This is a genomic window from Pseudomonas palleroniana, assembly GCF_003031675.1.
GTDB classification, from domain to species: Bacteria; Pseudomonadota; Gammaproteobacteria; order Pseudomonadales; family Pseudomonadaceae; genus Aquipseudomonas; species Aquipseudomonas palleroniana.
In genome coordinates this window covers 1-16,883 of the sequence record NZ_PYWX01000075.1, presented here as the reverse complement: position 1 = coordinate 16,883, position 16,883 = coordinate 1, and the positions used below count along the sequence as shown (strand labels likewise).

10 protein-coding genes, 2 tRNA genes and 3 rRNA genes are annotated in these 16,883 nt (G+C 56.4%); 7 read left to right on the top strand and 8 right to left on the bottom strand.

What is annotated here, in order from left to right; all coding sequences use genetic code 11:
- Nucleotides 1-665: type I secretion C-terminal target domain-containing protein (locus C9383_RS28555; RefSeq protein ID WP_146164721.1), on the top strand; the 665-nt coding region annotated here is incomplete at its 5' end.
- A gap of 139 nt (nt 666-804) precedes the next feature.
- Nucleotides 805-1,143, top strand: coding sequence for a hypothetical protein (locus tag C9383_RS26065; protein WP_060756940.1), 339 nt, complete (start codon nt 805-807; stop codon nt 1,141-1,143).
- Between the two features lie 35 nt (nt 1,144-1,178).
- Here the strand turns inward: C9383_RS26065 and lapD are convergent, their stop codons facing one another.
- Nucleotides 1,179-3,125 (bottom strand): cyclic di-GMP receptor LapD, encoded by a 1,947-nt coding sequence (gene lapD / locus C9383_RS26060; protein WP_090367676.1) that lies wholly within the window; start codon nt 3,123-3,125, stop codon nt 1,179-1,181.
- 13 nt (nt 3,126-3,138) lie between these two features.
- Entirely contained in the window at nt 3,139-3,831 is a 693-nt protein-coding gene (gene lapG, locus C9383_RS26055; RefSeq protein ID WP_060756942.1) for a cysteine protease LapG, read from the bottom strand.
- 250 nt (nt 3,832-4,081) lie between these two features.
- On the opposite strand from lapG, the gene C9383_RS26050 reads away from it, so the two are divergent.
- The 5 genes from C9383_RS26050 to C9383_RS26030 all read left to right on the top strand — a co-directional run bounded on the left by C9383_RS26050 (nt 4,082) and on the right by C9383_RS26030 (nt 10,722).
- On the top strand, nt 4,082-4,792 hold the full coding sequence (locus C9383_RS26050; RefSeq protein ID WP_060756943.1) for a GntR family transcriptional regulator: 711 nt from the start codon (nt 4,082-4,084) through the stop codon (nt 4,790-4,792).
- A 375-nt stretch (nt 4,793-5,167) separates the two neighbouring features.
- Nucleotides 5,168-5,926 (top strand): DUF3050 domain-containing protein, encoded by a 759-nt coding sequence (locus C9383_RS26045; protein WP_090367678.1) that lies wholly within the window; start codon nt 5,168-5,170, stop codon nt 5,924-5,926.
- The gene (locus C9383_RS26040) at nt 5,923-6,870 is read left to right on the top strand and encodes a diiron oxygenase (RefSeq protein ID WP_090367680.1); all 948 of its coding nucleotides are present in this window, start codon (nt 5,923-5,925) and stop codon (nt 6,868-6,870) included. The genes C9383_RS26045 and C9383_RS26040 overlap by 4 nt, the downstream gene beginning before the upstream one ends.
- Nucleotides 6,867-10,244, top strand: a complete 3,378-nt coding sequence (locus tag C9383_RS26035; RefSeq protein WP_090367682.1) for an amino acid adenylation domain-containing protein — start codon at nt 6,867-6,869, stop codon at nt 10,242-10,244. The genes C9383_RS26040 and C9383_RS26035 overlap by 4 nt, the downstream gene beginning before the upstream one ends.
- Before the next feature lie 19 nt (nt 10,245-10,263).
- Nucleotides 10,264-10,722 carry an SRPBCC family protein gene (locus tag C9383_RS26030; protein ID WP_090372284.1) on the top strand — a complete coding sequence of 153 codons (459 nt, stop codon included), beginning with the start codon at nt 10,264-10,266 and terminating at the stop codon, nt 10,720-10,722.
- A gap of 38 nt (nt 10,723-10,760) precedes the next feature.
- On the opposite strand, the gene C9383_RS26025 is transcribed toward C9383_RS26030, so the two are convergent.
- From C9383_RS26025 to C9383_RS26000, 6 genes are all read right to left on the bottom strand, one after another.
- A complete protein-coding gene (locus C9383_RS26025; RefSeq protein WP_060756948.1) occupies nt 10,761-12,641 on the bottom strand; it encodes a methyl-accepting chemotaxis protein in 1,881 nt (626 codons plus the stop codon).
- 327 nt (nt 12,642-12,968) lie between these two features.
- A 5S ribosomal RNA gene (rrf, locus tag C9383_RS26020) occupies nt 12,969-13,084 on the bottom strand.
- A gap of 108 nt (nt 13,085-13,192) precedes the next feature.
- Nucleotides 13,193-13,308, bottom strand: a 5S ribosomal RNA gene (gene rrf / locus C9383_RS26015).
- Nucleotides 13,309-13,459: 151 nt separating this feature from the next.
- Nucleotides 13,460-16,351 (bottom strand): 23S ribosomal RNA (locus C9383_RS26010).
- A 246-nt stretch (nt 16,352-16,597) separates the two neighbouring features.
- Nucleotides 16,598-16,673 (bottom strand) — tRNA-Ala (locus C9383_RS26005).
- 30 nt (nt 16,674-16,703) lie between these two features.
- A tRNA-Ile gene (locus C9383_RS26000) sits at nt 16,704-16,780 on the bottom strand.
- Between the last annotated feature and the right edge of the window lie 103 nt (nt 16,781-16,883).

The window sequence follows — 16,883 nt, the reverse complement described above, 5'->3', positions numbered from 1 at the left end:
ACGATATTATCTTCGGCGACCTGGTGAGTTTCAGCGGCGTTACCGGTGAGGGCTACAACGCGCTACAAGCCTTTGTGGCGCAGAAAACCGGCGTAGCCGTGACGGACGTGACCCCTTCGAACGTGCACCAGTACGTGACCGAGCACTACGCCGACTTCGATGTATCCGGCGCCAAAGACGGCAACGACACGCTGCTGGGCGGCGCAGGCGATGACATCCTGTTCGGCCAGGGCGGTAATGACTACCTGGACGGCGGCAAAGGCAATGACATCCTGTTGGGCGGCACCGGTAACGACACGCTGATCGGCGGGCCGGGCAACGACATCCTGATCGGTGGCTCGGGCGCCGACACCTTCGTGTGGAAAGCCGGTGACGTCGGTAACGATGTGATCAAGGACTTCAAGGCGTCGGAAGGCGACCGCATTGATCTGCGGGATCTGTTGAAGGGTGAAACGGACAGCACCATCGACAACTACTTGAAGATCACCACGGTGGACGGTGTGTCGACCCTGCAAGTGAGCAGTGAAGGCAAGCTCAACGCCGCCGGTGGCCTGGCCAATGCCGACGTGACGATCAAGCTGGAAGGCAACGATTGGTCCCACACCAGCATCAACTCGCTGATCAGTGGTGCCGACCCGACCATCAAGATCGATCACACCGCCTAAGCCTCGGATATCGGCCGCCCTCACCGGCGGCCGATTTCGTTGCTGGCCCTGCCGGGCGGTTGCATCGCATACTTGTGCCTATCAACACACTGTTGGCCGATGCTGGCGACGGCGTGTGGCTCATTTTCGAGGGGTTCTTATGTTTTATGTGCAACGTGATGCCCAGGGCGCGCTAAGCCGCGTGGAGGCCGCCGCCTTTGCCGAGTCGACCGAAACCCTGCCGGCCGATCACCATGAGATCCAGGCCTGGTACGCCAACGAAGTGGTGGAAACCAGCCTGGCGCAACTCAAGCAGAGTGACCTGGAGATGATCCGGGTGCTCGACGACTTGATCCAGGTGCTGACCAGCAAAGGCATTATCAGCGTGACGGACCTGCCGCCCGCTGCCCAGGCAAAACTGATCGACCGTACCCACGCGCGGGAATCATTGGGTGGGCTGAGCCACTTGATCAATGATGAAGAGACTGGGCTGATCTGAGTACTGTAGTGCTCAGCCTCCACAATCGACCTGCGTTACTTCCAGGGCGCAGGCTCGCCAAATAACTGCCCCTGCACGCCGAAGATCCCCATCTCGCGAATCACCTTCAGCTCGCCCTCGGTCTCGACGCGCTCGGCAATCAACGGCAAGTCGATGCTGTGGGCCGCGCGCTGGATCGCCTCGATAAACAGGCGTTTGTCGCTCTCCTGGTCGATGGCACGGATGTAGCTGCCGTCGATCTTCAGGTACGCCAGGCCCAGGCGCGCCAAGTTGCCGATCATGCTGAAGCGCCCGCCAAAACGCTGCAGGCTCAGGGAAAAGCCCAGCTCGCGCAGGCGATGGGTCAATTGCTCGAGCAGGGCCTGCTCCGGCAATTGTTCTTCGCCGATCTCCAGGGTCAGGCGCGGGCCCAGGTTGCTGTGCTGGCGTAACAATTCAACAATCCGATTCAGCGCCTGGGCGTCCTGCAAGGTCGCGGCCGAGAGGTTCAGCGCCAGGCTATGGGTGTGGCCGGCCATCTGTTTGAGCACTTGTTCGAGCATCAGGCGGTCCAGGCGGGACGTCCAGCCGAAGCGTTCAAGCCACGGCAGGAAACGCCCGGCGGGTATCGTATGGCCGTCTTCATCCTGCAGGCGTGACAGGACTTTATAGTGCAGCACCAATTGCGGGTCCTGGCTGGCCACCACCGGCTGGAAATACAACTCGAAGCGCTGCTGCGTCAGTGCCTGGTCCAGCAACCTGTGCCAGGCATGGTGATCATCACCAACACTGGCGGCGGCGCTATGGTCAAGGCATACCCAACTGCTATCGCCCTGCCCCTCAGCTTGCGCCAGGGCCTGGTCAGCCAAGGTCAGCAGCGCCTGAGGGGCGTCGCCATGGTTGAACGGTGCCAGGCCCATGTAAGCGACCGGCGTCACATCGCTGGCGCCGGTGGCCTGCAGGCTGTGCAAGGTGCTTTCGAGGTTCTGCGCCAACTGCAGCGCCTCTTCACGCATCAGCCCCGGCGCCAGCACGGCGAACTCACCACCGCGAATACGCGTGACGAGGTTGTGGGTTTCCGGGTACGGCTCGCACTGGCGCAGCAGTTGCTGACCGACCGCTTGCAGCAACTGGTCAGTGCGCTGGCCACCCAGACGCTGGTTGAGACCGGCCAGGTCCTTGACCCGCAACAGCAGCAGATAGCCGGTGCTGGTGTCTTCCGGGTTGCTGACACGAGCGTTGAGCTGCATCTCGAAGTAGCGACGATTGGCCAGGCCGGTGAGGTTGTCCTGATAGGATTCGGTGCGCAATTTTTCGCTGCGTTCGGCCTGCTCCTGGAACAGCGCCTTGAGCTTTTCTACCATCTGGTTCATGGCCTGTACCACGCGCCGCAGTTCCGGCGTGCGGGGCAGCTCAGGCAGGCTGAGGAATTCGCGGCGGGCGATGGCATGGGACTGCTTGACCATGTAGTCCAACGGTTTCAATTGCCGCCGTAGCAACAGTGCGCCGAGCACCGCACTGACCGCGCCGCACAGCAGCAGCCAACCGAGACTGCCCAGGGCGCTCTGCCAGAGTTTGGCCAGAGCGAACATCGGGTGGCTGATCACCTCCACCCGCGCCGCCTGCTCCCAACCACGATTGACCAACGCATCCCCCCCGGCCGGTTCCAGGCCGATCAACTTGACGAACCAGTCGGGCACGCCATTGTTGTCGGGAATGCCGCTACGCTCGACGATAGTCTTGTCGGTTGCCAGGTCCACCACGCGGATGCTCGCGTAATAACCGCTGTCGAAGATCGAACTGACCAGCAGCTCCACCATGGCCGGATCGTCGATATTGGGCGTCAGCGACAGCGCCAATGCCGTCGCCGCATCCTGTGCGTGGGAGCGCAACTGGTTGACGTATTGCGTGCGCGAGCTCTCCAGGCTGACCATGAAGCTGCCGCTGAAGGCGACTACGAGGAACAGACAGATTGCGATCAACAGTTGTTTGAACAAAGACACCGATCAGTTACTCCTAGTTGGCAGGCTCGGCTGGGAAGCCTTCCGCACGCATTTTTCTCAACACATCCTGCCAGCGCGACAAGCGTTTGGTATCGCCGACTTTCTTGTTGCCCTTGGCACCCGGCAAGTACAGACCCTCGGCGTTGAATGAGTACACCGGAAGCAGATCGGTACGGCGGTTGGCCGGGAGGATCTCGTCCATCAGGCTGTCGAGCACCAACGGGATAGCGTCGGGGGTCGGATAGTAGGTCAGGACCATGTGAGCGCGATTCTGACGCAAGGCCTTGACGTAAGTAATGCGCAATTTGTCGCTGGAAACACCCAGGTGGCGCAGGCTGAAATACTTGGCGATAGCGTAGTCTTCGCAATCACCGGCACCCTTCCACAAGGCTTCGACAGGCGTCTCCCAATAGTCTTCCACATGCCACAGATCGATGTCTTCCGTGTAGGTCATGTGCTGGTTGAAGAACAGATTGACGACCTTGAGCTGCTCTTGTTCACTGACTTGTTTCTGCGTCGCCAGCAACCGCTGCCACTCGTCGATACGTTGCTGCCCCTTCCCCAACGGTCCGTACAAGGCGGTGGCTTTGCGGCTGATCTGGGAGAAATCCCAATCGGCATGCAGCCCGCCGAGCATCAAGCCGGCCAACAATAGCGCTGAAAACAGCCAGCTGAGGATTCGAGAAGAAATAAAACTTACCGCCAAGGCGTTCAGTCCGTGAAGAAAGACGGAATTTCAAGGGATGGTGAAGCTTTGACCCGGAAAAAACAATGGCACAGTGCAATCATTCATGAGCCGGCCAAATTTATAACCGCAATTTGTGGGATGCACAAAGTACTTCCTGTAAGCCCTTACAAACGGAAACTTTGGTTGTTTGACAAGCGTGCAACCCATCTTTAGTGTGCATTGGATCCAATTAAACAGACTCTATTCAAGAAAGGAGGATAGCGTAACCGTGACGCAGAAGCCGAACCCTTTAAGTAGCATCAAAATCAGCGAGCCTATTCCCGCCCATCTTGCCCGCTCCGTTATTGAAGAAACATTACGAAACGCCATTCTCGATGGGCGTCTGCCCTGTGGCACGGCTATGCGCCAGCAAGAACTGGCCAGCCTGTTCGGTGTCAGCCGCATGCCCGTGCGAGAAGCCCTGCGCCAACTGGAGGCACAGTCCTTGCTGCATGTGGTGACCCACAAAGGCGCCGTGGTAGCCCCCTTGATCGAGGACAATTCGGCTGAGACCTATGGCTTGCGCATGTTGCTGGAGTCCGAAGCGTTGCGCTTGTCGATCCCCTTGCTCACCGACGCCGACATTGAAGAGGCCGAATCTTGCATCAATGCTCTGGAGCGTGAAAAAGACTACACCGAGATCGGACGCCTCAATCGCCTGTTCCACATGGCCTTGTATGGCAAGGCACCTAACCAGCGGTTACTCAAGTTGGTCGAACATGGGCTGAACGAGGAGGAGCGGTTCCTGCGCTTCAACCTCGAGGCGATGGGCCTGGGACCGACGTCCCAGGAAGATCACCGGGAACTGCTGAGCCTGGTGGCACAGAAAAAAATCGACGAGAGCATCCTTACGCTACGCAATCACCTGATGCGCGGGATGGAAGTGATCGCCAATTACCTCAATGGTCTCGACACCAGCGACAACAAAAGGTCCCTGTAAGCCCTTCCCGTCCCCCTTCTCTGACTATTTATTAAGCGGGGCAACTTCTATCTGGAAGTGTCCCGCGCTAATCAGTTATAAAAAATTGAACACGCTCAATTAAACCGACCGACAACAAAGAAACTTCCCACTTTTAAAAAGACAATTTCCGCCCACTGTTATTTTTCGAAAAAACATCTAATACATTTATAAGCTCACCCAAACGTTTATTCAGCTTATTATCTTCGCCCAACAGCCCCAACCTCTCAAAATTGGCCACCCACACCGTTATCACGGTGGAGCTGCGCCCGCGGCCCCGACTTGGCGTCACCCGCCTATTTATTAATTAAAAAATCCTTATCACTGCTCAGAGCATTCGCAATACAGGCGTCAACCATGCACCAACATCTACTTGAACAAAAAAGACTGCAGTTGTGCAGCCACCCGCTATTTATAGAAATAACTTCACTCCGTAAGTTACAAATCTTTATGGAGCACCACGTATTTGCCGTTTGGGACTTCATGACACTGACCAAACGCTTGCAGCAGGACCTGACCTGCACCGGGATCCCCTGGTTCCCACCCTCCGACCCACACGCCGCCCGCCTGATCAATGAAATCGTGTTGGCCGAGGAGTCGGACGAGCATCCAACTCGCGGCTACAGCAGTCACTTCGAGCTGTACCTGGATGCAATGGCAGAAGTGGGCGCCAGCACACTTGCGATCACACGCTTCATTGACCTGCAGCTTCAGGAAGTGGAAGCAAACGCAGCCTTGCAAGCCGTCAGCGCGCCACTTGGCGTTGCTCGCTTCGTTGACTGCACGTTGCAGATCGCCTGGAACGCACCCAGCCATTGTGTGGCGGCAGCCTTCCTGCACGGCCGCGAAAGCGTCATTCCGTCGATGTTCGAACGCATCTCGCGCAGCCACGGATTCATTGAGCGTGAGGCACCTACTTTCCATCACTACCTCAACCGCCACATCGAGATGGACAGCCACGCGCATGGCCCGGCAGCCCATCAGTTGCTCCAACGCCTGATCGGCGCAGACCCGACGCGCCAGAAACAGGCCGACAGCACTGCAATCAGCGCCATGGAAAGCCGCATCCTGTTTTGGAACGACGTGCAGGCCTCGATGCGAGAGGCGCACCCATGAATACCATTGGCTACCGCTCGTTTGCCGAAGACTGGGAACGTCGTGCAACCATCCGCACTCGCCCCCGACGCCTGCTGGAGAACGACCAAAAATTAATCTACCCCCTGTGCCGCCAACCGCTGGTCCTCAGCGAGACCTTTCTTGACCATTGCCCGCAGTGGCGCGACTTCGTACTGGCGCAAAGCTTTTACCAATTCGTCAATAATGTGGTGATCTTCGAAACCGAGATCGTCGACAAGACCGCCCGCAGCATTGCCAAAAACGGCTTCTCGCTGCCTTTCCCGGCGGCCTGCCGCGTCGACGCGATGACCGTCGTGATCGATGAGGATTACCACGCACTGGTCGCACTGGACTTCCTGCAGCAAGCCGTGCACATGACGGGTATTGAGCCTCTCGAACTCCCCCGGCAAATCGAGCTGAGCCGCGCCCTGCCGGCAGCGCAGGCTGGCGCTCCGGCGCACTTGCACGATGCCGTGGAGTTGATTGCCGTGGCCATTGCCGAAAATACGGTGACGCAGGACGTAGCGGCGTTCTCCAAGGACGACAGCGTCAAGCGGTCCATCCGTGGCTTGATGGCTGATCACTTGGCTGACGAGGGGCGCCACGCGCAATTCTGGACGCAGTTGGTACGTCTCTACTGGCAGGGGGCAAGCCCGGAGGACCGTGACAGCATTGCTGAAATCCTGCCGGTTTTCCTGACGCATTACCTGACCAATGAGCTGCAGAAGGACTTCGATCTGCACCTGATCGAGCATTTGGATATCGATCTCGACATCCGCGTGACACTGCGCCATGAGATCGGCGCGATGGACTTTCCTATTACTCGCCGGCATCCGCTGGTGGGCAACATCATGAGTTTTCTACATCACAGCGGTGTGCTGCAAACCCCCAGTGTCGCCCAGGCTTTAAAGGACTACCTGGCCCAACCTGGGAGGTTGGCATGAGGTGCTTGACGATTGGATGGGGCGCCACAAGCGAAGCCCTCGGGGCCATCAGGCAGATGATGGAACAGTACGGGCACGCGGTCGGGGTGGAGGCGGTCGATCTGGTGATCGAGGACGGTAGCCAACCGCTGCCGAGTGTATTTGCCGACACACCCCGGTTGAGCCTGCGCGTGGGTATCGGCCCGATCGGCGAACACGGGCTGCCTGCACTCCAGTTTCGCTGTTACAACCGTGAGCGGTGCCTGCTGGCCGTGCATGACGTTTGCGCGCAGCCAAGCGGTAACGGCCAGAGGCTGCGCCAAGAGGCAACGAACGCACTGGTGGAATGGGTCGCCGTGCTGGTCAGCGATTTCTCGAGAGACCCCGATTATTTCTGCGCACCGGTCACGGTTAACGAATGGCCCGAACAAGGTTTGCAAGGGCTGGAAGCGTTGGCGTTTTTGCACCGCTTCAATCGTAGCGCGCAACCGGCACTGTTGCAGGCAGCCCAAGTCCCCATGATCGAACGGTTGCAGGCGAGCCTTCAGGCCTACGCCCATCGGCCTGCGCTGAATATCGCGGGGCAGGTGCTGACTTATCACCAACTTCACGCATACGCCTTGGCGATACAGGAGCAATTGGTACCCCTGCTGGGAAGCCGTGAGACACCCCAGGTAATCGGCGTGTGCCTGGAAAAGTCCGTCGAACTCTACGCCAGCGTTCTCGCGGTGCTGGGGTGCGGCGCAGTGTATTTACCCCTGTCACCCGATCACCCGGTGCAGCGCCAACACAGCATGCTGGAAAGCATCGGAGCCTGCATGCTGCTGGAAGACGGCCGGCACCCTCTAAGAGAGCATTTCGATACACTGGATGTCAGCAGGATCGACCCGCGCCACAGCGATTGCACGCAGCCGCTGATGCATTATCGGCCTTGTGTAGACGCACCCTGCATGGCGTTGTTTACCTCGGGCAGCACGGGTCAACCCAAGGGCGTATTGCTCAGCCAACACAACCTGGCGCACTTCACCGCCTGGCTCGGCGCCTGCGTGATGATGGATCAGCAGAGTCGTGTGCTGCAGTTTTCGCCATTGAGTTTCGATTCGTCGCTGATCGACATCTTTCCGGCCCTGATGGCTGGCGCCGAGCTGATTGTGCCCGGCGCAGAACAACGGGCGGATCCTCTGCAACTGGTCGAGTTGATTCGTCAGCAGCGCGTCACCCATGGGTTTCTACCGCCGGCATTGCTCAGCATCCTACCGCTGGACCAACCATTGGGCCTTACCCATGTGCTCACCGGTGGCGACTTCTGCGAGCCTTACGTGATCGAGCGACTGGCGGGCCAGTGCCAGTTGCACAATCTCTACGGCCCCACTGAAGCCACGGTACTGGCGACCCACCGGACATTCCAGCTCGGTGACAGCCATCGCAACATCGGCCGTCCCATTGCCAACAGCCAAGTGCTGATCCTCGACGAGCACCTGCGTCCGGTGGAGGATCAGGTGGTCGGCGAGCTGTATATCGCCGGCCCCGGCGTGAGCCTGGGCTACGTGAACGCAGCATCGCAGGCCGACAGCCCTTTCGTTACGCTGAACTTGCCGGACGGACAGTTGCTGGCGACTTACCGCAGCGGCGATCTGGCCAAGTGGACGCAAACCGGAATCGAGCTGTGCGGTCGCCGGGATGACCAGATCAAGATCCGTGGCTTTCGAGTCGAACCTCAGGAGATCGAGCAGTGCCTGCGCAACAGTCGCCTGTTCCGCCAGGTGGCCGTGGTGACCACTCCAATGCAAAGGATCATCGGTTTTGCCGCTCAGCCGGAGCCCGGCGCCACACTGGCAAGCCTCAAGGAACACGCGCGACAGTGGCTGCCTGAATACATGCAACCCGTGAGCTGGAGCGAGTTGCCAAGCATGCCCCGCTCAAGCAATGGCAAGATTGATCGCCAGGCATTACGAGCACTGCCGCCTCCTGCCGCTCATGAGCTGACTCATTACACGGCACAAACCCCTCTTCAAGCGCAGTTGATGGAACTGTGGGCGGAGTTACTAGGGTTGGCTGTGCACGAGTTGTCTATCGACGACAGCTTTTTCAACCGGGGTGGCCACTCCATTCTGCTGTCGAACCTCTTGTTGCGTCTGCGCGAACGGTTTGGCCGCTGCCCTTCCTTGAGCCGTTTCTTTGAAACACCCACGATCCGTACGCTTGCAGCGCTGATGGAGGGCTGCGCACTGCCCCAGACACCCTCAAGCCTGATGGAGAAAGATGCGACAAGGGTGCTGGGGGTCGAGATGCTGCATGGAAACTGTGCAGGTGACCCGCGCAAGGTCATTGTCACAGGGGCCAACAGCTTTGTCGGGGTCCATATTGTCCAGGCGCTGCTGGATGGCGGAGCACAGGAAGTGGCGTGCCTGATCCGGGAGCTGCCTGGCGATTGCGCGGCGGCTCGGTTCAGCGAGGCGTTGCGAGCCTATCGCCTGGAACATCTGGACCTGAGCCGCGTGCGGGTGTACCCCGCTGACATGCGCTTGCCTCGCCTGGGCCTTACCTGCGACGTGTATGAGCACCTCGCGCGCAGTTACGGTGTGTTGGTGCACAACGCCGCCCAGGTCAATCACGTAATGGATTACGCCTTACTCGCCAAGGACAACGTCGAGCCGATCTTTGAGTGCCTGCGCCTTTGCGAAACCTATTGCAAGAAGGTATTCAATTTCATTTCGACACTGTCCGCCTGCAGCAGTATCGACGCCCATAGGCACGTTCTAGAAACCGGTGCCGCGAGTACGTTGCCGCTCTATATGAAAAATGGCTACAACCTGTCCAAGTGGGTCGCTGAACGCTTGCTGGGACGTGCCGTCGCGCAAGGCGCCTGGGTGAATATCCTGCGACCGGGGAACATCAGTTTCAACAGTCAAAGTGGCGTTTGCCAGCCGCAGAAAAATCGGTTGATGTTGATGCTCAAGGGGTCCCTGCAATTGGGGCTGGCGCCACAGCTGGATGTGAATTTCGATCTGATGCCTGTGGACTTCCTGGCCCGCTTCATAGCGTTCCACGGTTCCTGTTTTTGCGCTGGGCGAAATGTTTTCAACCTGCACAACCCACAACCCTTGAGCTGGGATCAGTATCTCGATGCGTTCAGCCAGGCTGGGCACATTTTCCAACGGGTAAGCATTGAACAGTGGCAACAGTCACTGCGCGCAGTAAGCCGTGATAATGCGTTGTTTGGTGTGTTGGGTTTCTATCTGGGCGTACTGGGTGAGGATATCGGTGACACGTCGATGATCTGTTATGACAACGCACGCTGGGGGGTGGAGAAAATGGGTACACATTACCCGCCAAAAGACCCGGCATTGCTAAGTAAGGGTTGCGACTACCTCAGGACCACCGGCTTTCTCTGAATTGCTTCAGGACATCTTCATGAAACCGCTACAACCCGATACGTTAATCCGTAATCCGAACGGCACACCGATCCTGGCCTCCATCGTTGTCCCTTGCGAGGCAGCTCGCCTGTGGGCGTTGGTGGGCAACTTCGCAGGCTTTGATGCCTTCGTTCCAGGCCTGTCGCGCATTGAGATGACCGGCGCAGGCGTGGGTGCATTGCGCACGAAATTTTTCGACAATGGGCATTGCGTCGTGGAGCAACTCAACAGTCGAGACGAAGCCGCCATGTCGATGACGTGGACCACCCTCTACAACACCCTGGGCTTGGCCCAATTCTGGGCGGCGATGAGTGTGCAAGCACTTGGCGCAAGCAGCTCCAGGGCCACCTGGACGCTTGTGGGTGAGCCATTGGCTTCAACGCAAGTAGAGTTCGAAGCGTTTGTGCAGGCGTTCGCGGACAGCGCACTGCGTAATGTGCGCCGAATGCTTAGCTGAGCACTCGGAGCGAGTGATCTCGCTCCGGTGCAGCGCGGTTAGATCTTGAAGCTATCGACCAATTGCTTCAATCGGCTTGCCTGTTGGGACAGGGCATCGCAGTCCCTCAGCGTTTCGTTGAGGTTGGCCACACCCTGCTGGTTAAGCAGATTGATCTGGTTGATGTCGACATTGAGGGTTTCAACCACAGCGGTTTGCTCCTCGGTGGCGGCAGCCACCGATTGGTTCATACCGTCGATTTCTACGATCCGCTGGGTCACGCTGACCAACCGTTCACCCGCCTGGTTGGCGACTTCAACGCTCTCCTCGCTGGAGGCCTGGCTGGCATTCATAGTGGTCACGGCTTCACGCGAGCCCACTTGCAGGGAAGTGATCATTTTGTGGATCTCTTCCGCCGACTCTTGCGTACGATGCGCCAGGTTACGCACCTCATCCGCCACCACGGCAAACCCACGCCCGGCTTCACCCGCACGAGCGGCTTCGATCGCTGCGTTAAGGGCCAACAAGTTGGTTTGCTGGGAAATGCCTTTGATCACATCAAGAATGTGACCGATGTTGTCGGTGCTGGCGTTCAGGGTTTCGATCTGAGTGCAGGACAAACTGATCTTCTGCGATAACTCCGACATTGCCTGGATAGTTTGCTCAACCACCTTGCGACCATCGTCAGCCTGTTCGCTGGCGCCACTGGCGTGTTGCGAAGCATCAGCAGCGTTACGTGCGATTTCCTGGGTAGCGGCGCCCAGTTCGTTGATCGCCGCAGCCACGCTATTGGTACGTGCACTCTGCTCATCGGAACCGATGATCGACGCGTTGGATGAGGCCATCACGCGTTGGGACAGATCATGCACCTGACGCGTTGCCGACGACACTTCGGAAATGGAAGCGTGGATACGCTCAACGAACTGGTTGAACGCGCTACCCACTTCACCGAATTCGTCTTTGCTGGTCACGTCGAGGCGGCGGGTCAAATCGCCTTCCCCCTGAGCAATGTCTTGCATAGCAACGCCCATGGTCGTCAACGGACGCAGCAATACCTGAATCAACAGACTCAGAAGCACTGCGATAGCTATCACGGCGACCAACATCGCAATCAATGCCGAGGTGCGGAACTTGCCTAGTGGCGCGTAGGCTTTGTCTTTGTCGATCGACAGACCAATGTACCAGTCTGCGCCTGGCAAACCGCTGATGGGGGTGAACGAGAGGATGCGATCCTGACCATTGAGAACTACGTCCTGGTTGGCTTTCTCGATACGCAGGTTGGTGCCAGGATAGATATCCTTCAGGTTTTTCATCACCTGGTCCTGGTCAGGGCTGACGATGACCTGGCCGTCGCCACTCACCAGGAACGCATGGCCGATACCGCCGAAGTCGACCGAGTTGATGATCTTCACCAGGGTTTGCAGGCTCAAGTCACCGCCAACAACGCCGAGCAACTCGCCGTTCTTTTTCACTGGCATGGCGATCGTCACGATCTGCCCACCCACAGCCGCCATATAAGGAGGAGTAAGCATGGGTTTGTCGGCCACTACTGCTTGCTTGTACCAAGGGCGCTGACGCGGGTCATAGCCGTCAGGCATCTTCGCGTCGGGGCGCTGGGTGAACACGCCGTTGGTTTGACCCACATAAGTGAACTGGAAATTCGATGTGAACGCTGGCTGATCGACCAACCCAGGAAGGTCGGCACCGCTGCCTTGATGGGCAATGTTTTGCGTCAGGTTTTCGAGTACCAAAATGCGCCCACTGAGCCAGTTCTGCACGCTGCTGGCGGTGAGTTCACCGGACTGCTGAATGGACGATGCCAAATTTTGCTTGATGGTACTGCGCTGCAGGTAGTCGTTGTAGAGCGTGAATAATGCGAAGGCCAAAACCACGACGCCTGACGCGGCCAACAGAATTTTATGACTGAACTTAAGATTCATTTCATCGACTTCTTTTGCCAAAGGGGGATGAGCGTGCCGAGTGGAACATTCCATGTAAGGGATAGGCGGACTCTTGGGCCGCTCTATTTCAGTGCACGCATGGCTCATCAGGCTTTCGGCCAAGAATCGATAAATCTTAGAAATATTGTGAGAGGTGTCCTGTTTAAGCGTAGGAAAGAGACAGGCGGTAGTTTTGTCGTCCATTGCCGCAGCGCAAGTGCTGGCAACGCGCGTAGGGGCCCAGGTCTGGGTTGATGCTGGGGCAGCATACCCCCTTAAACGACAAAACCCCTGTCTGCATTGGCAGACAGGGGTTTCGGAATTTAATCTTGACGATGACCTACTCTCACATGGGGAAACCCCACACTACCATCGGCGATGCATCGTTTCACTGCTGAGTTCGGGATGGGATCAGGTGGTTCCAATGCTCTATGGTCGTCAAGAAATTCTGTATACCAGTCCGTTGCATTCGCAACGTGCCGGTGAATTTCATGTGCTTCTACATAAAACAAAACCCCATCTGCTTTCGCAGATGGGGTTTCGGAATTTAATCTTGACGATGACCTACTCTCACATGGGGAAACCCCACACTACCATCGGCGATGCATCGTTTCACTGCTGAGTTCGGGATGGGATCAGGTGGTTCCAATGCTCTATGGTCGTCAAGAAATTCGGGTACTGAGTCGTAGCCTGTTGGCTTCGCTTCAGCAAATTGGGTATGTAATAGAATTCGGTGTCTTGTGAGCGTCGAACTTTCGGTTCGTAGCGTCTTCACACACCGCAATCTGGCCTTTCGACTCAAATTGCTTGGGTGTTATATGGTCAAGCCTCACGGGCAATTAGTATTGGTTAGCTCAACGCCTCACAGCGCTTACACACCCAACCTATCAACGTCGTAGTCTTCGACGGCCCTTCAGGGAACTCAAGGTTCCAGTGAGATCTCATCTTGAGGCTAGTTTCCCGCTTAGATGCTTTCAGCGGTTATCTATTCCGAACATAGCTACCCGGCAATGCCACTGGCGTGACAACCGGAACACCAGAGGTTCGTCCACTCCGGTCCTCTCGTACTAGGAGCAGCCCCTCTCAAATCTCAAACGTCCACGGCAGATAGGGACCGAACTGTCTCACGACGTTCTAAACCCAGCTCGCGTACCACTTTAAATGGCGAACAGCCATACCCTTGGGACCGGCTTCAGCCCCAGGATGTGATGAGCCGACATCGAGGTGCCAAACACCGCCGTCGATATGAACTCTTGGGCGGTATCAGCCTGTTATCCCCGGAGTACCTTTTATCCGTTGAGCGATGGCCCTTCCATACAGAACCACCGGATCACTAAGACCTACTTTCGTACCTGCTCGACGTGTCTGTCTCGCAGTCAAGCGCGCTTTTGCCTTTATACTCTACGACCGATTTCCGACCGGTCTGAGCGCACCTTCGTACTCCTCCGTTACTCTTTAGGAGGAGACCGCCCCAGTCAAACTACCCACCATACACTGTCCTCGATCCGGATAACGGACCTGAGTTAGAACCTCAAAGTTGCCAGGGTGGTATTTCAAGGATGGCTCCACGCAGACTGGCGTCCACGCTTCAAAGCCTCCCACCTATCCTACACAAGCAAATTCAAAGTCCAGTGCAAAGCTATAGTAAAGGTTCACGGGGTCTTTCCGTCTAGCCGCGGATACACTGCATCTTCACAGCGATTTCAATTTCACTGAGTCTCGGGTGGAGACAGCGCCGCCATCGTTACGCCATTCGTGCAGGTCGGAACTTACCCGACAAGGAATTTCGCTACCTTAGGACCGTTATAGTTACGGCCGCCGTTTACCGGGGCTTCGATCAAGAGCTTCGCGTTAGCTAACCCCATCAATTAACCTTCCGGCACCGGGCAGGCGTCACACCCTATACGTCCACTTTCGTGTTTGCAGAGTGCTGTGTTTTTAATAAACAGTCGCAGCGGCCTGGTATCTTCGACCGGCATGGGCTTACGGAGCAAGTCCTTCACCCTCACCGGCGCACCTTCTCCCGAAGTTACGGTGCCATTTTGCCTAGTTCCTTCACCCGAGTTCTCTCAAGCGCCTTGGTATTCTCTACCCAACCACCTGTGTCGGTTTGGGGTACGGTTCCTGGTTACCTGAAGCTTAGAAGCTTTTCTTGGAAGCATGGCATCAACCACTTCGTCATCTAGAAGATGACTCGTCATCAGCTCTCGGCCTTAGAATCCCGGATTTACCTAAGATTCCAGCCTACCACCTTAAACTTGGACAACCAACGCCAAGCTGGCCTAGCCTTCTCCGTCCCTCCATCGCAATAACCAGAAGTACAGGAATATTAACCTGTTTTCCATCGACTACGCTTTTCAGCCTCGCCTTAGGGACCGACTAACCCTGCGTCGATTAACGTTGCGCAGGAAACCTTGGTCTTTCGGCGTGGGTGTTTTTCACACCCATTGTCGTTACTCATGTCAGCATTCGCACTTCTGATACCTCCAGCAAGCTTCTCAACTCACCTTCACAGGCTTACAGAACGCTCCTCTACCGCATCACTTACGTGATACCCGTAGCTTCGGTGTATGGTTTGAGCCCCGTTACATCTTCCGCGCAGGCCGACTCGACTAGTGAGCTATTACGCTTTCTTTAAAGGGTGGCTGCTTCTAAGCCAACCTCCTAGCTGTCTAAGCCTTCCCACATCGTTTCCCACTTAACCATAACTTTGGGACCTTAGCTGACGGTCTGGGTTGTTTCCCTTTTCACGACGGACGTTAGCACCCGCCGTGTGTCTCCCATGCTCGGCACTTGTAGGTATTCGGAGTTTGCATCGGTTTGGTAAGTCGGGATGACCCCCTAGCCGAAACAGTGCTCTACCCCCTACAGTGATACATGAGGCGCTACCTAAATAGCTTTCGAGGAGAACCAGCTATCTCCGAGCTTGATTAGCCTTTCACTCCGATCCACAGGTCATCCGCTAACTTTTCAACGGTAGTCGGTTCGGTCCTCCAGTTAGTGTTACCCAACCTTCAACCTGCCCATGGATAGATCGCCCGGTTTCGGGTCTATTCCCAGCGACTAGACGCCCTATTAAGACTCGCTTTCGCTACGCCTCCCCTATTCGGTTAAGCTCGCCACTGAAAATAAGTCGCTGACCCATTATACAAAAGGTACGCAGTCACAGAACAAAGTCTGCTCCCACTGCTTGTACGCATACGGTTTCAGGATCTATTTCACTCCCCTCTCCGGGGTTCTTTTCGCCTTTCCCTCACGGTACTAGTTCACTATCGGTCAGTCAGTAGTATTTAGCCTTGGAGGATGGTCCCCCCATATTCAGACAAAGTTTCTCGTGCTCCGTCCTACTCGATTTCATGACTAAGAGATTTTCGCGTACAGGGCTATCACCCACTATGGCCGCACTTTCCAGAGCGTTCCGCTAATCTCAAAGCCACTTAAGGGCTAGTCCCCGTTCGCTCGCCACTACTAAGGGAATCTCGGTTGATTTCTTTTCCTCAGGGTACTTAGATGTTTCAGTTCCCCTGGTTCGCTTCTTGCACCTATGTATTCAGTACAAGATAACCATCTTATGATGGCTGGGTTCCCCCATTCAGACATCTCCGGATCAAAGTCTGTTTGCCGACTCCCCGAAGCTTTTCGCAGGCTACCACGTCTTTCATCGCCTCTGACTGCCAAGGCATCCACCGTATGCGCTTCTTCACTTGACCATATAACCCCAAGCAATCTGGTTATACTGTGAAGACGACATTCGCCGAAAATTCGAATTTCTCAATTAAGAGAACTCACAAATTTTACCTTAGCCTGATCCGTTACCAGTGAAAGTAACGTTCAGTCTATCTTTCTATCACATACCCAAATTTTTAAAGAACGATCTAATCAAAGACTAGAAATCAACATTCACCATCATCTTGATGGAATGCTCATTTCTAAGCTTTAAACGTCAGAAGCAGTAGTGGTGGAGCCAAACGGGATCGAACCGTTGACCTCCTGCGTGCAAGGCAGGCGCTCTCCCAGCTGAGCTATGGCCCCGTATTTCTACAGGCGTTTCCCACACAAAATTGGTGGGTCTGGGCAGATTCGAACTGCCGACCTCACCCTTATCAGGGGTGCGCTCTAACCAACTGAGCTACAGACCCAATTTCGGGCTGCTTCTTATCGTCTTCTTCAATGAATCAAGCAATTCGTGTGGGAGCTTATGGAGCAGCTGATGTCGTCGATTAAGGAGGTGATCCAGCCGCA

Bases quoted from the DNA above. Each gene is read 5' to 3' on its own strand.
- C9383_RS26065 (WP_060756940.1), top strand. From the start codon at position 805: ATGTTTTATGTGCAACGTGATGCCCAGGGCGCGCTAAGCCGCGTGGAG.
- C9383_RS26045 (WP_090367678.1), top strand. From the start codon at position 5,168: ATGCACCAACATCTACTTGAACAAAAAAGACTGCAGTTGTGCAGCCAC.
- C9383_RS26040 (WP_090367680.1), top strand. From the start codon at position 5,923: ATGAATACCATTGGCTACCGCTCGTTTGCCGAAGACTGGGAACGTCGT.
- C9383_RS26035 (WP_090367682.1), top strand. From the start codon at position 6,867: ATGAGGTGCTTGACGATTGGATGGGGCGCCACAAGCGAAGCCCTCGGG.
- C9383_RS26030 (WP_090372284.1), top strand. From the start codon at position 10,264: ATGAAACCGCTACAACCCGATACGTTAATCCGTAATCCGAACGGCACA.
- C9383_RS26025 (WP_060756948.1), bottom strand. From the start codon at position 12,641: ATGAATCTTAAGTTCAGTCATAAAATTCTGTTGGCCGCGTCAGGCGTC.